17 protein-coding genes, 1 tRNA gene and 1 pseudogene are annotated in these 18,883 nt (G+C 60.5%); 14 read left to right on the top strand and 5 right to left on the bottom strand.

The window, feature by feature from the left end:
* Positions 1 to 100 precede the first annotated feature (100 nt).
* Positions 101 to 1,128, top strand: a pseudogene (gene thiL / locus MKZ35_RS09190) (thiamine-phosphate kinase).
* 170 nt (positions 1,129 to 1,298) lie between these two features.
* Here thiL and MKZ35_RS09185 read toward each other — a convergent pair.
* From MKZ35_RS09185 to rlmD, 3 genes are read right to left on the bottom strand one after another with little or no spacing between them, the layout of a single operon-like run.
* Complete coding sequence (locus MKZ35_RS09185) at positions 1,299 to 1,673, bottom strand: hypothetical protein (protein WP_084446795.1); 375 nt, start codon at positions 1,671 to 1,673, stop codon at positions 1,299 to 1,301.
* A gap of 11 nt (positions 1,674 to 1,684) precedes the next feature.
* Entirely contained in the window at positions 1,685 to 2,083 is a 399-nt protein-coding gene (locus tag MKZ35_RS09180) for a hypothetical protein (RefSeq protein ID WP_482512943.1), read from the bottom strand.
* Positions 2,084 to 2,109: 26 nt separating this feature from the next.
* Entirely contained in the window at positions 2,110 to 3,519 is a 1,410-nt protein-coding gene (gene rlmD, locus MKZ35_RS09175) for a 23S rRNA (uracil(1939)-C(5))-methyltransferase RlmD (RefSeq protein WP_482512942.1), read from the bottom strand.
* A 176-nt stretch (positions 3,520 to 3,695) separates the two neighbouring features.
* On the opposite strand from rlmD, the gene MKZ35_RS09170 reads away from it, so the two are divergent.
* Positions 3,696 to 4,502: an SDR family oxidoreductase gene (locus MKZ35_RS09170; protein ID WP_482512941.1), complete on the top strand. Its 807-nt coding sequence runs from the start codon at positions 3,696 to 3,698 to the stop codon at positions 4,500 to 4,502.
* 63 nt (positions 4,503 to 4,565) lie between these two features.
* On the opposite strand, the gene MKZ35_RS09165 is transcribed toward MKZ35_RS09170, so the two are convergent.
* Entirely contained in the window at positions 4,566 to 5,090 is a 525-nt protein-coding gene (locus MKZ35_RS09165; protein WP_482512940.1) for a hypothetical protein, read from the bottom strand.
* Between the two features lie 267 nt (positions 5,091 to 5,357).
* Between MKZ35_RS09165 and MKZ35_RS09160 the strand changes: the two genes are divergently transcribed.
* The 4 genes from MKZ35_RS09160 (at position 5,358) to MKZ35_RS09145 (ending at position 9,465) form a co-directional block, all read left to right on the top strand.
* Positions 5,358 to 5,430: transfer RNA gene (locus MKZ35_RS09160), tRNA-Lys, on the top strand.
* A gap of 264 nt (positions 5,431 to 5,694) precedes the next feature.
* Positions 5,695 to 6,951 (top strand): site-specific integrase, encoded by a 1,257-nt coding sequence (locus tag MKZ35_RS09155; RefSeq protein WP_482512938.1) that lies wholly within the window; start codon positions 5,695 to 5,697, stop codon positions 6,949 to 6,951.
* A gap of 26 nt (positions 6,952 to 6,977) precedes the next feature.
* Positions 6,978 to 8,666, top strand: a complete 1,689-nt coding sequence (locus tag MKZ35_RS09150) for an Eco57I restriction-modification methylase domain-containing protein (RefSeq protein ID WP_482512936.1) — start codon at positions 6,978 to 6,980, stop codon at positions 8,664 to 8,666.
* Between the two features lie 13 nt (positions 8,667 to 8,679).
* The gene (locus MKZ35_RS09145; RefSeq protein ID WP_482512934.1) at positions 8,680 to 9,465 is read left to right on the top strand and encodes a PaeR7I family type II restriction endonuclease; all 786 of its coding nucleotides are present in this window, start codon (positions 8,680 to 8,682) and stop codon (positions 9,463 to 9,465) included.
* 83 nt (positions 9,466 to 9,548) lie between these two features.
* Here the strand turns inward: MKZ35_RS09145 and MKZ35_RS09140 are convergent, their stop codons facing one another.
* Positions 9,549 to 13,262: a sigma 54-interacting transcriptional regulator gene (locus tag MKZ35_RS09140; RefSeq protein WP_482512933.1), complete on the bottom strand. Its 3,714-nt coding sequence runs from the start codon at positions 13,260 to 13,262 to the stop codon at positions 9,549 to 9,551.
* Between the two features lie 332 nt (positions 13,263 to 13,594).
* Between MKZ35_RS09140 and MKZ35_RS09135 the strand changes: the two genes are divergently transcribed.
* From MKZ35_RS09135 to MKZ35_RS09100, 8 genes are all read left to right on the top strand, one after another.
* On the top strand, positions 13,595 to 14,329 hold the full coding sequence (locus MKZ35_RS09135) for an isochorismatase family protein (protein ID WP_482512931.1): 735 nt from the start codon (positions 13,595 to 13,597) through the stop codon (positions 14,327 to 14,329).
* Positions 14,330 to 14,405: 76 nt separating this feature from the next.
* The gene (locus MKZ35_RS09130) at positions 14,406 to 15,530 is read left to right on the top strand and encodes an SDR family NAD(P)-dependent oxidoreductase (RefSeq protein ID WP_482512930.1); all 1,125 of its coding nucleotides are present in this window, start codon (positions 14,406 to 14,408) and stop codon (positions 15,528 to 15,530) included.
* 47 nt (positions 15,531 to 15,577) lie between these two features.
* Positions 15,578 to 16,060 carry a nuclear transport factor 2-like protein gene (locus tag MKZ35_RS09125; protein WP_482512929.1) on the top strand — a complete coding sequence of 161 codons (483 nt, stop codon included), beginning with the start codon at positions 15,578 to 15,580 and terminating at the stop codon, positions 16,058 to 16,060.
* A gap of 25 nt (positions 16,061 to 16,085) precedes the next feature.
* Complete coding sequence (locus MKZ35_RS09120) at positions 16,086 to 16,733, top strand: NADPH-dependent F420 reductase (RefSeq protein ID WP_482512927.1); 648 nt, start codon at positions 16,086 to 16,088, stop codon at positions 16,731 to 16,733.
* Between the two features lie 42 nt (positions 16,734 to 16,775).
* Positions 16,776 to 17,225 (top strand): nuclear transport factor 2 family protein, encoded by a 450-nt coding sequence (locus tag MKZ35_RS09115; protein ID WP_482512926.1) that lies wholly within the window; start codon positions 16,776 to 16,778, stop codon positions 17,223 to 17,225.
* A 126-nt stretch (positions 17,226 to 17,351) separates the two neighbouring features.
* Positions 17,352 to 17,930 (top strand): YceI family protein, encoded by a 579-nt coding sequence (locus MKZ35_RS09110; protein ID WP_482512924.1) that lies wholly within the window; start codon positions 17,352 to 17,354, stop codon positions 17,928 to 17,930.
* 33 nt (positions 17,931 to 17,963) lie between these two features.
* Positions 17,964 to 18,521 carry a hypothetical protein gene (locus MKZ35_RS09105; protein WP_482512923.1) on the top strand — a complete coding sequence of 186 codons (558 nt, stop codon included), beginning with the start codon at positions 17,964 to 17,966 and terminating at the stop codon, positions 18,519 to 18,521.
* A 55-nt stretch (positions 18,522 to 18,576) separates the two neighbouring features.
* A complete protein-coding gene (locus tag MKZ35_RS09100) occupies positions 18,577 to 18,801 on the top strand; it encodes a DUF2798 domain-containing protein (RefSeq protein ID WP_482512922.1) in 225 nt (74 codons plus the stop codon).
* Positions 18,802 to 18,883: the final 82 nt, after the last annotated feature.

Here is an 18,883-nt window from a genome sequence, read left to right as displayed (position 1 = left end):
CTCTCTATAAATCACTGCATAACCTGCATACTGCTCTGCTGTAGCCATCGGGAGCAAAATGCTGCCAACGCCAGCCCAAAACCTCACGTACCTTTACCCCATGAGCGACATTACACCTCTCGATAAAGTCGGCGAATTCGGCCTTATCCGCCGCATCCAAAACACTATCACCCTGCGCCAGCCCAGCACCACGCTCGGTATCGGCGACGACGCCGCCATCCTGACTCCCGCTGCCCAGCACGATATAGTGGTGAGCACCGACCTGCTGGTGGAAGGCGTCCACTTCGACCTTACTTTTTGCCCCCTAAAGCACGTGGGCTACAAAGCCGTGGCCGTCAACGTGTCGGATATAGCCGCTATGAATGCTCTGCCCACCCAAATCGTGGTCGGCCTCGCCATCGGTAGCCGCTACTCCGTGGAGGCCATTGAGGAGCTATACGAAGGCATGCGCCTGGCCTGCGAAGCCTACAACGTAGACTTAGTGGGCGGCGACACTACCGCTAGTCGCGGCGGCCTCACCATCAGCATCACGGCTATGGGCCAGGTAGAAACCGGCCGCGCCGTGCGCCGCAGCGGCGCCCAGCCCAACGACCTGATCTGCGTAACCGGGGACCTCGGGGGGCTTTTTTGGGCCTGCAAGTACTCGAACGCGAAAAAGCCGCCTTCCTCGCCGACCCCGACATGCAGCCCGAACTAGCCAACTACACCTACGTTCTCCAGCGCCAGCTTCGCCCCGAAGCCCGCCTCGACATCATCCACGAGCTGCGCGACCTGGGCCTCACGCCCACCAGCATGATTGATATTTCCGACGGCCTGGCTTCCGAAATCCTGCACATTTGTATGGCTTCCGACACCGGCGCCCGCATTTTTTCCGAAAACCTGCCTGCCGCCAACCCCATGCTGGAAGTCGCCAACGAGTTCAACCTCGACCCCATCATGTGCATGCTCAACGGCGGCGAAGATTACGAACTGCTCTTCACCCTGCCCTTAGCCGACCACGCCAAAATCAAAAACCACCCAGACATCACCATCCTCGGCCACATTACGGAAAAAAGCGACGGTGTAAACCTCATCACCAAAGCTGGCCAGCCCGTGCCCATTACCGCGCAAGGATTCCAGCATTTCTAGATCACAGATTACCGCTGATTTTGCGCGGATTACACTGATTCAGACGTCAGCTTACAAACACAAGAAGGACCAGTACTACTGGTCCTTCTTGTGTTTGTAGTAGTTTGCAATTATCTTCTACTAGCTTCTGAATCAGTGTAATCCGCGCAAAATCAGCGGCAATCTGTGATCTAGTCCTCCGGGTAGGGCACGTACACGAAGTTCGTGAACTCGTCGTCCAGCACAAATAAGCAGCAATACTCTTCCGGGTCTTTATAGGTCTGCTCGAAGGCCTCTATACCTTCCGGGCTGATAACGCGCTGCTGCACAAATACATCGAGGTAGGAGGCGAAGACGTGCCACTCCAGATTTAGCTCGTCGGCATTCACCAAAAGGCCCCCCAGCGGCACCTCCTGGCGGGCAAACACGAAGATGGGATACTTCGAAATCTCCCGCTTCCGAATTTGATAAGAAGCTTCTTTCAGCGTATCCGATACGGTGGCGAAATCCTTGGTGATGGTGCCGAGGTATTTGCCGTTCAATTCGGGGTCGTTAGAATAGTCCATGTATTTAGGAGTTATGAGGGTACAGAGTACTTCCAAAGACGTGGGAAACATATTCCGAACCCTAAACCAATTATTGCTGCATCCGCAAATAGCACCCAGAAACCAGGAAAGATTATTCCTAAATTAAAAACGAGAAATGGCCATCCTACTAATAACATAAAAGCAGTAAGAGCATAGAAACCGGATGCAATCAAGAATATGTGTTGCTCATGAGAACGGCAAAAACGGCTAATGAGCTTCTCTGGGAGTTGAATAAAAAGACCGTTAGCAATCATGACAAATGAGAAAGACCAGAGTGCAACAGACTCTAGATCGTAACTTTTTAAGTTTCCGAGGCCCCAAAGTGAAAACGCATTATTGTATAACATGGCTGTGCCCCAGCCTATAAGTAATGCGAGTGTTGAAGCCAAGGTATAACTCTTCATACAGGTCATTTTTACCGTAACTCCAGCGCCACCACATTCTCCACATGGTGGGTATGCGGGAACATATCCACCGGCTGCACGCGCGTCACGCGGTACGCGGGGTCTAGCAGTTCCAAATCCCGGGCTTGGGTGGCGGGGTTGCAGCTGACGTACACGATGCGGGGGGCTCGCATTTCGAGCAGGCGCTGCACTACGTCGGGGTGCATACCGGCGCGGGGCGGGTCGGTGATAATGACGTCGGGGCGGCCGTGCCGGGCGGTGAAGTCGGCGGTGAGCACGTCCTTCATGTCGCCGGCGAAAAAGGCCGTGTTCGTGATATTGTTGATTTTGGAGTTCACGTAGGCGTCCTGCACGGCCTGCTCCACGTATTCCACGCCAATTACGTGGCGAGCCTGACGGGCCACAAAGTTGGCGATGGTGCCGGCGCCGGTGTATAGGTCGTACACCAGCTCATTGCCGGTTAGCTGAGCAAAGTCGCGGGCAATTTTATAAAGATTATACGCGCCCTCCGAGTTGGTTTGGTAAAAAGACTTCGGCCCCACGCGGAAGCGTAGGCCTTCCATTTCTTCGTGAATGTGCGGCTCGCCCCGGTAGCACACCACCTCCAAATCGTGGAAAGTTTCGTTGCCTTTGTTGTTGAGCACGTAGTTGAGCGAGGTGATTTCCGGGAATTTCTGGTGCAGATAATCCAGCAGCGGCTCCAGGGCATCGTGGCGGTAATAGCACTGCAAAATCACCATCAAATCGCCCGTATTGGCGGTGCGGATGATGAGGTTGCGCAAGAAGCCCTCCTGCGTCACCAGATTATTGAAGGGCAAGTCGTGCTCGTGGGCGTAGTTGCGCACGGCCAACCGGATTTCATTCGAGGGTTCGGGCTGGAGCCAGCAGTGCTGCACGTCGATGATCTTATCGAAGCGGGCCGGGGTGTGGAAGCCCAGCACCCGGCGCTCAAAGTCTTCACCCGACTGAATCTGCTCGTTGGTCAGCCAGCCGTTGTGGCTAAAGGTGTATTCGAGCTTGTTGCGGTAATACGTGCGGGCCGGCGAATGCTGAATGGGAGCCACGGGGGGCATTTCTACTTTGCCAATGCGCTGCAACGTGTCCTCCACCTGCTGCTGCTTGTAGTGCAGCTGGGTATCGTAGCCCAGGTGCTGCCACTTGCAGCCCCCGCAGGTGCCGAAGTGCTGGCAAAACGGCTCCACGCGCAGGTCGGAGTATTTGTGGAAACGCGTGGGCACAGCTTCCAGGAAGCTTTTCTTGGCTTTGATAATGCGCAGATCCACCACGTCGCCAGGCGCTACGCCGGTCACGAAGATGACCAGGTTGTCATGGCGCACGAGGCATTTGCCCTCGGCCACCATCGTCGTAATTTCAATTTCGCGGAGTCCCTCCGTCTTGAGTTTTTTAGCAGTCGTAGTCACGGGTGCAAAGGTAGGGAATGGTGAAATGGTGAGTAGTGAAGTTGTGAAAGATTGAGAGGTGAGCGAGCGAGTAAGCGAATAAGTAAATTTGTAGTTCGACATGCCCAGTTGTAGCAGGAGGAGACCTACTACCCACTCAGTCACCGCTCACCATTTCGCCACTTCACCACCTGCATATGAAAGATAAAGTAGTGCTCATCACCGGCGGTACCTCGGGCATTGGCCGGGCGTGTGCCGTGGTATTCGGGCAAGCCGGCGCCCGCGTCGTCGTCACGGGTCGCGACGAAGCTAAGCTCGCCGAAACCGCCCAGCAGCTCACTCAGCTCGGTATCCAGCACCGCACCGTGCGCGCCGACGTGGGCGACGAAGCCGACTCAGCCCACGCCGTCGAGGAAACGGTAGCCGCTTTCGGCCGCCTGGATGTGCTGATTAATAACGCCGGTATTTCCATGCGCGCCTTGTTTCAGGACGCTGATTTGGAAGTGATTAAGCGGCTGATGCAAACCAATTTTTTCGGCACCGTCTTCACCACCAAGTTTGCCTTACCTCATATTCTGGCTGCCAAAGGCTCTATCGTTGGCATTTCCAGCATCGCCGGCTACCGCGGACTGCCCGGCCGTACAGGCTATTCAGCCTCCAAGTTTGCGATGCAAGGCTTCCTGGAAGCTCTACGTACAGAGTTGCTACCCCAGGGTGTGCACGTATTGGTAGCCTGCCCCGGCTTTACCGCTTCCAATATCCGTCAAACTGCCCTGTCTGCCGATGGCTCCGCCCAGGGCGAATCGCCCCGCGACGAGGGACAGATGATGAGCAGCGAAGAAGTAGCCGGCCACCTACTGCGCGCCGTACAGCAGCGCCGCCGCGACCTAGTGCTCACGAGCCAAGGCAAGCTGACCGTGTTTCTTAATAAGTGGCTGCCTTCCCTTACTGACAAGTTGGTGCTCAACCACTTCCGCAAAGAAGAAGGTTCGCCTATTAAGTAGGATTGCCTAGGGACTAAAAAAGCCCCCCAGTCGCTAATTATAAGTGACTGGGGGGCTTTTTAGTCATTGGACAAGCATCAAATCATGGCGCCGAATATAGGCCGACTGTCCGCGCCACTGCACTTCGTACCAGATGTCGCGCTGGCCTACTACAACTAGTCTGTCGCCGGCGGCGGCGGTGGTCAGCCAAGTAGCGCCAGGGCTGGGAGCCGCCATCAGGGCAGCGGTAGATTGGGACACGATGCCTACTTTCTCCGGCCCAAAGATGTTTAAATACACGATTGTCAGTCCTATATAGCCGGTATAAACTGACAACCAGCCACTTCCTGCCTGGCGGTAGCGTACCAAAAGCAGCGTACCGCCTATTACCGCACCCACCAATAATACTTGTAGCACGCGATAGTAGTAGCGGCGAAGAGTAATAAGCAATTGTTGTTGCCAAGTATCAGTGTAGCCGGTGAGGCGATAATTTTGGGCTAGTTCAGTCATCTTGCGCCAGGTTGTGGCCCGAGGCTGACGCGCTTGCGCAAGACTCAGATAATAAAGCGCTGCCGGATAATGCTCCAAGCCTTCCTGAATATAAGCCATACGCAGCAGCAGGCGAGTCGAGACTAATTGCTCCTGCCGCAATACTTGCCGGTATAATGGGTACGCTCGCCCGTAAGCGCCAGCCTCAAATAAAGAATCGGCCTTAGCGAGAACAGAGGTATTCTTTTGGGCCAGAACAGGTTGACTGAAAAAGGTCCAGAAAAGAAAAAAGATGCAGCTTTTTAAGCAAAACGTTTGGTGGTTAAGGAGCGCTCCTCTACTTTTGTACCCGCAATCAAGGAAGGCGTTTTCCAGTTGCAAATAAATGATTCTGTAGCTCAGCTGGTAGAGCAATACACTTTTAATGTATGGGTCCTGGGTTCGAATCCCAGCGGGATCACAAAGTGAGTATCAAACTTACACAAAAAGCCTCAAATCGTATGATTTGGGGCTTTTTTTGTTTTATCTTGTACCCAATCCGTTCACCCAAACTCAAAGAAAAGGTGTACCCAGCGGTGAACTCAAAGTCAGTTTGGTGCTTAGGTCACCAGAATGCAGGTAAGTAATTGTTTTTCAGAAGGCAAGGGGGTTTGGTGCAGGCAAACCCGCAGCCCTCATGACGTTACTTGCTAGCCCACTGGTGAACTGAATTTTTAGCTTAGCTATGAGCCACGGCCTCAACACCCTTTTCTTCCTCCGTACGTCCAAAATTGACGCTGCAACTGGCCAAGCACCTATTTACATTCGCCTCACGGTGGGTGTTCAGCGGAACGAAATTTCTGCCAAGCGAAGCGTTGACCCGACCCGGTGGGACAGCGGCACGGGTAAACTTAAAGGTACGAAAGAGGACGCCCGAACCCTAAATGCGTACCTGGATACGCTCCGGGCGAAGCTCAACAAGCAGTTTACACAACTTCTGAATGGCGACGAGCCGGTGACGGCCGAACTGTTAAAAAACACATTCCTCGAGAAAGTTACCCCTGCCAAAACGCTGCTGCAGTTGCTCGATTACTACAACACGCAAGCCGAGGCGCGTATTGGAATAGATTTCGTGCGGGCCACCACCCGCCATTACCGCGTCACAGAGGGTAAGGTTCGGGCTTTTCTCAAGTATCAGCACAACCGGTCCGACTTGGCCCTGAGCCAGCTCAACCACCGCTTCGCTACCGAGTTTGAGCATTTTCTCAAAACCGAGCAGGCCCTCGACCATAATACGGTGATGGGCCACCTGAAGTACCTCAAGAAGGTGGCTAACGTTGCCGTTACCCATGACTGGCTCGACAAAAATCCATTTCAGAATTTCCGGTGCACCACCCGGGAAGCGCGGCGCGAATTTCTCACGCCTGAAGAACTGCAGCTGCTGGCCGAGAAGCCTTTTACTATGCGCCGCTTGGCCGAAGTGCGCGACATCTTTATCTTTTCCTGCTACACCGGCTACGCCTACTCCGATGTGCTCAAGCTCACGCCCGACCACATCCTGACTGGCATCAACGGCAAGAAGTGGATAATGACCCAGCGCAACAAGACTGACACCAAGTCCAACGTGCCGCTGCTGCCCCCGGCGCTGGCCGTGTTGCGCAAGTACGCCGAAGACCCCGAGTGCCTGGCCGCTGGCCGCCTGCTTCCCGTCAAAAGCAACCAGAAGCTCAACGCCTACCTGAAGGAGATTGCCGACGTGTGCGGCATCAAAAAGCCTTTGACATTCCACATTGCGCGCCACACCTTCGCCACTACCGTCACGCTCACCAACGGGGTGCCCATTGAAACGGTTAGCTCGATGCTAGGCCACAAAAACCTGCGAACTACCCAGATTTACGCCAAAGTGGTGGAGCACAAGGTAGGGGAGGACATGAACCGGCTGGAAGAGCGGCTCAACGATGCCAGCAAATCTGGCGGCGTCGCCCGCAAGTTGGAAGCTTAGCCGTACTTTACCGGTAGAATCTGCTTATGGAAGTACTCGCTGAACCGTCATTAGGGGCCATCTATACCCGCGCTTGGGTCGTGGAGCTGCTGCTCGACCTGGCCGGCTACGCCGCCCCGCGCAACCTGGTCGACGCCCGCGCCGTGGAGCCATCGGCGGGGGAGGGGGCGTTTCTGCTGCCAATGGTGGCGCGCCTGCTCGATTCGTGCCGTAAGCAGGGGCGTCCGTGGCTTGATTGTCTCGATTCCGTTCGAGCCTACGACGTGGATGCTGCTGCCCTTCGGCAGTGCCGCCGCAAGCTGCTTCGGTTGTTGCAGGCCAGCGGCGTGTCAGACACCGATGCCGAAGTGCTACTCAACGCCTGGCTTGTTGAAGCCGATTACCTGCTATTTATAGGCCGGACCACGGCGGGGACTACCCGGCCGCCTCAACTCTTCGACGAGCCCGCTCCATGCGGTGTAGACTTTGTGTTGGGAAATCCACCTTACGTGCGGGTGGAGAGTATTCCCGAAGCGCAGAATACGCAATACCGCCAGCTGTTTCCCACCATGCGAGGCCGCGCCGACCTGTACGTGGGCTTCTACGAGGCGGCCTTGCGGCAGCTGCAGCCCGGCGGTGTGTGCGCTTTCATCTGCGCTGACCGTTGGATGGTGAACCAGTACGGCGAAACGTTGCGCCATTACATCACCAGCGGTTTCGCCGTCGAAACGCTAATTGAAATGCACCACACGGCGGCTTTCGAAGAAGAGGTAAGCGCCTACCCAGCTATTTCCGTCATTCGTAAAGCGCCGCAGGGACCAGCCGTGGTAGCCAGTGCCGCCGCCGAGTTGGAGCAGGCTCCCACCGCTGAAATTATTGCTCATCTGGCCGCCGTGCGCCATGCCACCGGCGCGGCACCTGTACCCGGCCTCACGGCCGCCCAGGTACTCGAATGGTTCCCGGCCGGTGAGCCCTGGACGCGCACCACACCGGCCCGCATGGCGCTGCTGGCCTACCTGGAGCAGCATTTCGAGCCGCTGGTAGCCGCTGCCACCGGCACCCGCGTCGGCATCGGCGTAGCCACCGGGGCCGATGCCGTGTTCTTCACCACCAACCCCGACCAGGTCGAGCCCGCTCACCAGCTGCGCCTGGCCCGTCCTGCCGACGTGCGCACCGGCCAACTCACCTGGGGCGGCCAGTGGCTCATCACACCATGGCACCAAGGCAAGCTGGTAGACCTGGCTCAGCACCCCCGCCTGCAGGCCCACCTGAGTGCCCACCGCGCCCAGCTTGCTGGGCGGCACGTGGCCAAGAAGAACCCCGCCGCCTGGCACCGCACCATCGACAAAGTGGACGAGCAACTCTACCGCCGCCCCAAATTATACGTTCCCGACATCAAGAACACCCTCTTTCCGGTGCTCGACCGCGGCGAAACCTACCCCGACCATAACCTCTACTTCATCACCTCCGATATCTGGGACCTCGAAGTATTAGGCGGGCTGCTGCTGAGCGACCTGGGAACCTTCTTCATCGAGTGCTACGGGGTGCAGATGCGCGGCGGCTACCTCCGAATGCAGGCCCAGTACCTGCGCAAAATCCGGGTGCCGGCCCCGGCCGCCATCCCGCCATCCCAGGCCGCCGCGCTGCGCCAGGCTTTCCGCACCCGCGACGTAGCCGCCGCCACCGCCGCCGCCGTGGCCGTGTACGGCATCGGCCACCTCTGGCCCGCCACTTAATTCTACTCCCCCCGTGTCCACTCCGCTCGACAACCTCTTCCACAACCTCGACGCCGAACTGCAGCAAGCCGTGCAATACTACTGGGATGCCCGCGACCAGGCCCGCACCCGGCAGCAGGCCACCGGCCAGCTCGACGCCGGCACCCGCAGCGCCGTCACCGCCGGCGGCCAGATGGGGGCCCTCGAAGTCCTCATCGTGCGCGCGCTACGCCTGGTGGGCTTGCCCAACCTCGACATCAAAATCGGCCGCTCCGAAGATGCCACTTCCCAGGGCCGCCTCGAGATTCCCGGCTACTACCGCCCCGAGAAGAAATGGGACATGCTCATCTTCTCCAACGGCCAGCTCATCGCCGCCCTGGAGTTCAAAAGCCAGGTCGGCCCCTCCTTCGGCAACAACGCCAACAACCGCGTGGAAGAAGCGGTAGGCAGCGCCGAGGACGTATGGAAAGCCTACCGCGAGCATCGCTTCGGGCCCGGTCCGCGCCCGTTCCTGGGCTACCTGTTTCTGCTGGAAGACTGCCCCGGAGTCCACGCCCCCGTCAAGCTCAACCAACCCTACTTCGCCGTCGACCCGGTTTTCGTCACGCCCCACGGCGGCACGTCCTACGCCCAGCGCTATGAAATCCTGTGCCGGCGACTGATGCACGAAAATCTGTACTCGGCCGCCTGCCTGCTGCTGGCCACCAACGCCACGCCTACCACTGTTACCCAGCCCGCGCCGGACCTCACGTTTCGCTGGCTGCTGGCGGGACTGGTGAAGCACGCCGAGGCGGTGGTGCTGGGAAGTGGCAAGTCATAAATGCTGCTGCAGATAGTGCGCAGCAAATCAGTGAGGAATTGCTTCTACACTTACCACGTAGTGCTTGCCGATACCGAGTTTCTTCATCCGTGCTTCCAGCGTGGTGGCTTTGATGTCGAGCAATTCCGCCCCGCCGCGCCGCCCCGGCCCCGGATGCGGCCGTTGGTGTAGCCCAGCGTAGCCACGATGTGCTTGCGTTCCAACTCCTGCAAGCTTTGCAGACGGAACGTTTCGGCGACTTGGGCGGGCGCGGGCGCGGCAGGGGCTGGGCGCAGGGGCCGGGCCAGCTCCAGCAAGGGCTTGGTGGAGACGATAATGGCCTGCTCAATAACGTGCTGTAACTCGCGGATATTGCCGGGCCAGTCGTAGGCCATCAGCTCGCGCAGGGCGGCCGGGGCCAGGCCCTTGTGGGGCTTGCCCATCTTCCTGGCGAATTGAAACAGGAAGTGGTTGGCCAGGGCCGGCAGGTCCTCTTTCCGCTCGCGCAAGGGCGGCAGCACCAACGGAAACACCATCAGGCGGAAGTACAAGTCCTGGCGGAAGCGACCCGCCTGTACCTCCTGAGCCAGGTCCCGGTTGGTAGCGGCAACAATGCGCACGTCGGTGCGGATGGGGCCTTTACCGCCCACACGCTCCACTTCTTTCTCTTGCAACACGCGTAGCAGCTTAGCCTGCAATTCCAGGGGAAGCTCGCCGATTTCATCCAAAAAGATGCTGCCCCCGTCGGCCAGCTCGAACTTGCCGAGGCGCCGCTCGTGGGCGCCGGTGAAGCTGCCTTTCTCGTGGCCAAACAATTCGCTTTCGATAAGTTGGGCGGGCAGGGCGGCGCAGTTTACTTTCACCAGCAGCCGGTCGTGGCGGGGCGAGAGGTTGTGCAGGGCGCGGGCAATCAACTCCTTGCCAGTACCGGTTTCGCCCCCGATGCACACGGTCGTGTCGGTGCCGGCCACCTGGCTGACCTGCCGGAATACCTCCAGTAGCGGCGGGCTGGTGCCGATGATTTCCTCGAAGTTGTGGGTGGTTTTAATTTCGTCCTGTAGGTAGCTGTTTTCGTGGGCCAGCTGCTGCTGCAAGGAGGCAATCTCGGCGAAGGCGAAGCGGTGCCCCAACGCCAGTGCCATTTGCGCGGCGACGGCTTCGAGGCAGGCCCGGTCGCGGTCGGTGAAGGCGTAGGCGAAGCGGTGGCCCATCAGCAGGCCGCCCACCAGCTCGCCGCCCACCCGCAGCGGCAGCAGCAGCAGCGCCCGCATGGCCTGCTGCTCGTAGAAATAGCGCAGCAAGGGCACTGCCTCAATGGCCGCGGGCAGCTCGTCGCCCACGTAGAGGCGGGGCGCGGCGGCCAGCTCCTGCAGCTGCGCGCAAGACGTGTCCAGGGCCTCGGCCGCCAGCTGGGGCTGCACCTGAGTGCGGGTCAGGGGCCGAAACTGGCCGTTATCGCGCACCACGGCCACGTCGGCATCGGGCACGGCGCGGGGCGGCAGCAGGCACAAATGCACCAGGTCGCAGCGCACCAGGGCCTCCAGCTGCCCGGCCAGGGCCGGCACCAGCTCGTTGAAGGACAAGGTACTGGTTAGCACGTTGGTGACGGCCACTTGCGCGGCTTTTTCACGGCGCTGCTGGTCCAGGTCCTCGAAGGCCAGCAGGTTGTCGAGGGCCAGCGTAATCTGGGGCACCAGGTGTTGCAGCTTGTCGAAGTCGGCCGGCCGAAAATCCTGCGCGCCGGGGCCCGACACCACGATGGACGTGAGCACGCCCGTGCGGCTGCGCAGCGAGAGCCGCAGCTGTGAATGCAGGCCAAAATGGTCCCGCACAAAGTGATACAGCGGGTAACGGGCGCACAGGGCATCGTAGTCGGGGCCGGCGTACACGCCGGGCTGCGCAAACAGCTCGTCCCGCTCCGGCAGGGTCAGTTCGGGCGGCGCCAACTGCAGCACCTCGCGGCGCACCGACGTGAACGCGCCGTCCGGCTGGCGGCGAAGCGTGAGCTGGTAGCGCGTGGTTTCTGCCTGATTCCAGGTGCAGAGCACGAAGAAAGAGAAGGGCACGAGTTGGCTCATCTGCCCGGCCAGGGTGCGACACAGGCTTTCGCGGTCCTTGCTGCTCACCAAGGCATTGTTTACGGCCAGCTCCAGGTTCTTTTCCTGCTCCCGCTTGAGGATGTTTTCGTTGGCCAGAATATTGGCTACCGCCACGGAAAGCTGCTCGGTGATGCTCTGGAACAAAGGATACTGTTCCGGCCGCCATTGCCCCCGCTGCTTGGCATTCAGCATGAAACAGCCAAAGGCCCGCCCCCCGATTTTCAACAAGCCCGCCAACCCTTCCTGATAGCCTTGTTGCTGAAGCGTAGCCAATAATTCCGCATCACTGAAACGATTAGTATTGTCCTGGTAGTCAAACAACACCGGGCGGTGGGTAGCTTCCAGTTGCTGCACCAGCCACTCCACGCCGGAGCCGGCGTACGGCAATCCACCCGTGTCATAAATTCGGGCCTGGTGCAGGTGATGATTCACCACCGAATCATCGATGGCGGGGTGCATGGCCGCCAAATCAAAATAGCTTTGCCGCTGCTTATCCACGACCAGAATGCCGCAATCGTAAAACGGCAGCAGGGGCTTGATTTTGGTAACGATGACCCGCAGCAAGTCCTCCTTGCCGCGCACGGTGGCAATCGTTTCGCTGATGGAAAGCAACACACTTTTCTCGCGCTCCCGTTCGAGTATTTCCTCATTGGCCAACACATTGGCGACGGCGGTGGCAATAAGGTCGGCAATGGCCTTGAACAGCGCCAGATGGCCGGGGGTGTAAGTGCCTTCCCGTTCGGAATCGAAGAACAGCACCCCCAGCTTTTTGCCGCCGTTGACCAAAGGCGTGAAAATAAACTCTCGCAGACCGGCTTCCCACATCACCGGGCCGAAGGGGTGCTCCGGGTAGTGCTCCCGAAATTGCGCCATCGACATGATGCCGGAATGATTCAGGGTGTGCCCCAAAAAGGCATCCACGGGCTGCCACTGGTCATACCCCAGCTGTTGCAACTGAGCCGCGGCCAGGCCCCCTTGGTAATTGTCCACGTTCGTCCAATCCTGCCAGGTTTCGCCAGTCCGGTCCAAAATCAGAATACCGGTGTCATCGACGGGAAGGATGGGCTTGACCGTATTGATAATGGTGGTTACCAGTTCTTTCCGCTCCCGCACCGTAGCAATCGTCTCACTTACGGCCAGCAACACGTTTTTCTCCCGCTCCCGCGCCAATATCTCCTCGTTGGCTAAGATGTTGGCCACCGCCACGGCCACCTGCTCGGCCACGGCCTGAAACAGGGGAAACTGCGCCGGCAGAAAGTGGTTCTGGCGCAAGGCGTTCAGACAAAACATCCCGAAGACCTGGCCCCGGCTCCGCAAGGGCGCCGCCAGGCAGTCGTGGTAGGCGCCGATGCCTTCGTACTCAAACTGCAGGTAGTCCGGGAACCGGGCGCGCAGGACCTGAAAGTCAAACACCCGCGGGCTGCCGTGGGCAGCTAGCTCGGCCAGCATCCATTCTACGGGCGAGTTGGGGTGCGCCAGCTCGGGCGCGTTGTGCGCGCGCAGGAAGTCGTTCCAGCCCGACGCGCTGACCGCGGGCATGACGGCCGCCAGGTCGCGGTGGCGCTGCCCGTCGGAACTGACAGCGAAGATGCCGCAGTCCTCAAAATCAAACAGCGGCTTGATTTTCTCGACCACCAGGGCCAGCAGCGCGTCCTGGTCGCGCACCGTGGCCAGGGCCGTACTCAGGTCCAGTACCTGGGATAATTCGCTTGCTGTCATGACTGTGAAGGGCGTGGGGCGCCTCGCTTTTAGTTTCACTTATCGAAAATACGAAACCAGAACAAGCAACAGGACACACGTTCACGGTCTCCAATATAATGGAGAACTAAAGTGGGGAACCCCATTATAATGGAGCAACGGCTCCAGCTTTTCCAGGGGCAAGCATCAAGCAATTCAGCTTAAAATCAGCTCTGAATGGGGCATTAGAGCCGATAATGGGCAATGTTGCGTTTGCCCGCCTCGCCCTGGCACAGCTGTTGGCTTACCCGAAAACAGGCTGCGACTGCAACGCATCCTTTTACTCCGCTTCGTCAACCCTCATTCCTTGCCCCATGGAAACCCGTTCTCTGTTTTCCGCTCTGCTGCTAGCCGGTGCCAGCCTGCTCACCCTACCCGTCGCTCTGGCCGGCGACCCGCCGGTTAAAGCCGCTCCAAAGGCCGCGCCGCCCGCCAACTACCTCGATAAACTCACCCCGCAAAATTCCGTGCTCGTGATGGTGGACTTTCTCACCGGCTTCGACCCCGGCCTGAAAACCATCGACAAGAGCCTGTTCAACAACAACGTGACGGCCCTGGCCAAACTCGGCAAGCTCTTTAAGCTTCCCACGCTGGTTATCGGCGACGAGGGCGGGTTCCGGGGCAAGTTTTACCCGGCCCTGGCTCAGTACCTACCCGATGCCCCGCGCATCGAGCGGCACACAGTGAGTGCCTGGCAGGAGCCCAGGTTTGTGGAAGCGGTGAAAAAGACCGGCCGCAAAAAGCTGATTCTGGCCGGCATTTCCATCGACAACTGCACCACTCACCTGGCCCTGGACGCGCTCAAAGCAGGCTACGAAGTGTACGTGGTGGTGGACTGTTCGGGCTCGAACGAAAAGCTGGTGGAGGAAGCTGCCATGTCGCGCCTCACCCAGGCCGGGGCCGTGCTCACCTCGTGGGTGTCGCTGGGCTCGGAGCTACTCGGCGACTGGCAGAAGCCGGAAGGCGCGGCCCTGGGCCAGATTTACCAGGAGCACAGTGCCTGGGGCGGCTTTTACTCCTCCTACACGGCCGAGGCAGGCAAGAAGTAGGGCTTGTGCGTTTGTGCTGGTCAATCAGCAAGGCGAAAAGACCAATTCACTAATAGTCCTTTTTAGATTCTACGCCGTGGCCGCTACTTCTCTTCACAACCAAGTTATTCTCGTGGCCGGCGGTACCGGTGGCGTGGGCGAGGAAATCGTGCGCTACCTGATAGAAGCCGGCGCCATTGTGGCCGTGCCTTCCCGTTCCGAAGCAAACGTGCAGCGCCTGCGCGACTACTGCGCCGATGCCGGCCCCGGCCAGCTGCACACGCTGGTGCAGGAAATGAACACCCCGGACGGGGCCGACAACGTGCGGCACTGGCTGCTAGAGCGCACCGGCGGCCGGCTCGATGCCGTGGTGGCCGCTCTCAACGGCCGCTTCTACGGCAAGCCCTTCCACACCCTGAGTTGGGCCGAGTGGCAGGATTTCCTTGCCAAATACCTTACGGCCCACTTCCTCACGGCACGCACGTTTCTGCCGCTGCTGCTGGAACGTGGGGCCGGCCGCTACCTGATGATTAACGGCGGGGCCGCCACGCAGGTGTACCCCGGCGTGGTGGAGTTGTCGGTAGCCGCCTCGGCCCAATTGGGCCATGACCAAGGGCCTGGCCCTGGAATCAGCGGCCTCCGGCGTGCAGCTGGCCAGCCTGGTCATTTACTCCCGCGTGGCAACCCGCCACGAGGCGGCTACGCATCCCGGCCAGATTACCTCGCGCCAGGTGGCCGAGCGCGCCGGCGAGCTGCTGACCAGCGCCGACTACGACCCGCGCCACATCGTCCACGACCTGAAGCCATGAGCCCGACTCCCGCCATCGAAACCGCCCGCCGAGGCCTGCGCCTGCTGGCCGCTATCCATCAGGGCGCACCGGTCGAGCCTTACCTCGACCTGCTGACCGAGGACTTTGTGTTCTACATGCCCGTGGGGCCATTCAAGGGCCGTAACGAGGGCAAGGAAAAAGCCGAGACCTGCTACCGCCAGATTTCAGCCTCCCAGCCGAACATCGCCTACGAGGAACCATACCGCACCACGGCCAGCGGCGACACCGTGGTGTTCGAGTTCGAAGACGGCGGTACGCTTTTCGGAAACGTGCCCTACCACAACCGCATTGCCGCCTCCTTCGACGTGCGCGGCGAGCAGATTGCCGCCTACCGCGAATACTTCGGCGAAATCGACGTGCCCCTGATGGTGAGCATGGCCCAATCGGGCTAGCAAATCCAAGCGGCTATCCAATCCGGTCACCTTACCAAACCCTTTTTATGAACGACTATTTCTCGGTTGGCGGCCTGCTGAGCGCGGCGCTGTTGAGCTTTTCGCTGGCGATGGCCCCGCAGGCGGCGGCGGCGGCGGAACCGCCCGCCGCGCTGGCCCAACGCATTTTCAGCGCCTGGCAGCAGGGCGAACAAACCGGCGACTACGCCGCCTTCAAGGCCTTTCTGGGTCCGGAGCTGCGGCAGTTTTCGCACCCGCTGGCTGGGCAGGCGGCCGATGCGGCGGGCCTGGCCAAGCTGCGGGAGCTGATTGCCGGGCGCGAAAAGGACCCCAACCACCTCACCTTTTCCCATATCGAGCTGACGAGCAGCACCACGCTCTTCACCTTTCATTTCGACTCGAAAGGCACCGTGTCCGGCGGCTTCCCCTACGAGGGCTACAACATTATCAGCCTGCGCCTGGAAAACGGCCGCCTGACCGGCTTCCGGGAGTACTTCGGCTACGTGAACCCGGCCTGGTTTCAAAAGTAACGGCTTTCCTTTTAACCCTTCACACATGAATATCGGAATCATTGGCGCGGGCAACATGGGCCTGGCCCTGGCCACTATCTGGAGCAAGGCCGGCCACGCCGTGTGCCTGAGCTTCGCCCGCGACCCGGCCGCCTTGCAGCAGCAGGCCGCCGCGCTGCCCGGTGCCCATGCCGGCACCCCGGCCGAGGCCGCTCGCTTTGGCGAAATCCTGCTGCTTGCCGTTCCCTACCCGGCCCTAACCGAGGCCCTGGCCGGCGTAGACGAAGCGGTGGCTGGCAAGCCCGTGCTGAGCTGCGTGAGCGGCCTGCTGCCCGACTTCGCCGGCAACACCATCGGCCTGCCCACGGCCCGTACCGAGTCGGTGGCCGAGGAACTGGCCTGCCTGCTGCCCACGGCCCACGTGGTGGAAGCCTTTAACACCACCTTCGCCGAAGTGCTGCAAGCGCCCGACCGCCGCTTCGGCGAGCTGAACCCCTCGGTGCTGTACTGCGGCGACGACGCGGCGGCCAAAACCGTGGCCGCGCAGCTCATTGCCGACGCCGGCTACCAGCCCCTGGATTTGGGGCCCTTGCGCCAGGCCCGCAGCCTCGAAACCCTGGCCAGCGTGTGGGTGCAGCTGGCCGCCGCCACGGGCCTGTTCCCGCAGGCCGGCCTGCGCATCCTCACCCGCTAGCAGCCACCCCGTCCAAACCCTCCCCTTCACCATCTCCCCCTCATGGACCTCCAGCAACTACAGGACGAATTTGCCATCCGCAAGCTGGCCGAACAGTATTCCGACGCCGCCAACCGCATGGATGCGGGCCTGTTCCGCTCCCTGTGGACCGACGACGCGGCCTGGATAATTGGGCCGCCCATCAGCCGGCAGTTCGTGGGGCTCGACAACATCGTGACGGCCTTCGACCACCTGCTCAACTCTTGGGATTTCTTCGTGCAGCTCTCCACCAGCGCCCACATCCAGGTGCGGGGCGACACGGCCACGGCCAACTTCTACGTCAACGAAATAGCCCGCGGCCAGCCCGACGGCACCAACAGCAACTACAACCTCTCGCGCTATAGCGACCAACTGGTGAAAGTGGACGGCCGCTGGCTATTTAAAAAGCGCGACTACCGGGTGCTTTACCTCGACCAGACTCCGCTAATGGGCACAGCCTTCCACGTGAAATAACGGGCCACACCCGCCGTCCAGGCATCCCGGCTGACCAGTCGGGCTGGCCGCGCCTTGCCTGCAATCACTCCCGCCACGGCTCTTCTTTTTAAGCGGTTTTTTCTCGTTTTTCATTCCTGCTTTATCATGAGCACTACTGACTTTGCTTCGCCGGCCGTGGCCGTGAACAACCTCACCATCGACATCAATCATTCCTCCCTCGAATTCGCCGTGCGCTACCTGGGCACGAGCAAAATTCGGGGCCGGCTCGATGCCTTCAGCGGGCACCTGACCGGGGCCGCCGACGCGCACGACTTCTCGGGCGCCCACCTCACGTTTCAGGCCCCCGTCAGCAGCCTGAACACCAACCAGGCCATGCGCGACCAGCACCTGATGGCGGCCGAGTGGTTCGACGCGGCGCAGTTTCCCGACATCCGCTTCGAGTCCACGGCCTTCACGCCCACCAAGCCCGATGCCTACGACGTGGCCGGCCACCTCACCCTGAAAGGCCAGACCCACCCCGTCACGCTGCACGCCCGCTTCCGCGGTACCGGCACCGGCGCGCAGGGCGAAAGCCGCGCCGGCTTCTCGTTCGAGGCGACCCTTAACCGCCGCGACTTCGGCATCGTGGCCGGCCCGCAGGACGTGGGCGGCCTGTTCCTGAGCGACAAGGTAAAGCTGACCGGCGAAATCTCGCTGCTGGTTGCCCCCGCCGAAACCACCTGAGCCGCGCCTCACCCGCTGTTATTAGCCCCGCCCATGCCTTCCGCCGCTGCTGCTTCGCCCCGTTACCAGTCCTTCGACCCGGCTGCCGAAATCAATGGCGACAGCGTGCGGGCGGTGTTGGCCGGCCTACTGCTGCCCAATCAGGGCCGCGACATACTGGCCCGGCACGGGCTGCCCATCACGCCGGTACCGGGCCAGTGGTACCCCATGCAAGCCTGGCTCAACATTCTGGCGGACACGGAAGACCGATTTGGGGTCGGCACGCTCTACCAGACCGGCCTGCTAATGGTGGACAATGGCGTGTTCCCGACCGGAATGCCCACCCTGTTTGAGGCCCTGGCCGCGCTCGACGGCGTGTACAACGCCAACGTGCGGGGCCGGCGCATGGGCTACTACCGGGCCACGCAAGTGGCGGCGCGGGAGCTGCGCATGGCGCGCTGCACCCCGCACCCCGAGGAATTTGAGCGGGGCGTGGTCACCGGGCTGGCCCGCCGCTACAAGCCGGCCGACGCCGTGCGCCTGACGGTGGAGGTGGACCCGCGGGTGCCGCCCGAAGGCCCCTACAAGACAATCTTCCGCATCACCTGGTGAGTGAAATGCAGCCGAGGCGGGCCGCTTTTCCTCCCTGTTTTCCCCGCTGAATTCCATGCACCTCGACAAAAAATACGCCCCCTACCTCAACGGTTTGCTGATGGGGTTGTCCATGGGCTTCCTCATGTCCTTCGTGATGACGGCCCTGAACGTGGGGGTGGGGCCGGGCTTTGCGCGGGCGTGGCTGGCGGCCTTTGGGGTAGGCGCGGCCGTGGGCATTCCCACCGCGCTGGTGCTCGCGCCCAAAGTGGCGGCGCTGGTGCAGCGGCTCACGGCCTGAAGCGGCGTGGGCAGCGTGGGGGGCATTTTTTCTCATTCCCACTTGACCTCTACTCCGTGATGCGCCCCGTCCCTTTCTGTTG

Source organism: Hymenobacter sp. R533113 (assembly GCF_056835965.1).
Note: the sequence above shows the minus strand (reverse complement) of the source record. Positions and strands in the feature narration are given on the sequence as shown.

Excerpts from the sequence above, each read along its gene's own strand:
- MKZ35_RS09100 (WP_482512922.1), top strand. The coding sequence starts at position 18,577 with ATGCACCTCGACAAAAAATACGCCCCCTACCTCAACGGTTTGCTGATG.
- MKZ35_RS09140 (WP_482512933.1), bottom strand. The coding sequence starts at position 13,262 with ATGACAGCAAGCGAATTATCCCAGGTACTGGACCTGAGTACGGCCCTG.
- MKZ35_RS09155 (WP_482512938.1), top strand. The coding sequence starts at position 5,695 with ATGAGCCACGGCCTCAACACCCTTTTCTTCCTCCGTACGTCCAAAATT.
- MKZ35_RS09105 (WP_482512923.1), top strand. The coding sequence starts at position 17,964 with ATGCCTTCCGCCGCTGCTGCTTCGCCCCGTTACCAGTCCTTCGACCCG.
- MKZ35_RS09125 (WP_482512929.1), top strand. The coding sequence starts at position 15,578 with ATGAACGACTATTTCTCGGTTGGCGGCCTGCTGAGCGCGGCGCTGTTG.
- MKZ35_RS09170 (WP_482512941.1), top strand. The coding sequence starts at position 3,696 with ATGAAAGATAAAGTAGTGCTCATCACCGGCGGTACCTCGGGCATTGGC.
- MKZ35_RS09110 (WP_482512924.1), top strand. The coding sequence starts at position 17,352 with ATGAGCACTACTGACTTTGCTTCGCCGGCCGTGGCCGTGAACAACCTC.
- MKZ35_RS09120 (WP_482512927.1), top strand. The coding sequence starts at position 16,086 with ATGAATATCGGAATCATTGGCGCGGGCAACATGGGCCTGGCCCTGGCC.
- MKZ35_RS09115 (WP_482512926.1), top strand. The coding sequence starts at position 16,776 with ATGGACCTCCAGCAACTACAGGACGAATTTGCCATCCGCAAGCTGGCC.
- MKZ35_RS09185 (WP_084446795.1), bottom strand. The coding sequence starts at position 1,673 with ATGGACTATTCTAACGACCCCGAATTGAACGGCAAATACCTCGGCACC.
- MKZ35_RS09165 (WP_482512940.1), bottom strand. The coding sequence starts at position 5,090 with ATGGCTTATATTCAGGAAGGCTTGGAGCATTATCCGGCAGCGCTTTAT.
- MKZ35_RS09150 (WP_482512936.1), top strand. The coding sequence starts at position 6,978 with ATGGAAGTACTCGCTGAACCGTCATTAGGGGCCATCTATACCCGCGCT.
- MKZ35_RS09135 (WP_482512931.1), top strand. The coding sequence starts at position 13,595 with ATGGAAACCCGTTCTCTGTTTTCCGCTCTGCTGCTAGCCGGTGCCAGC.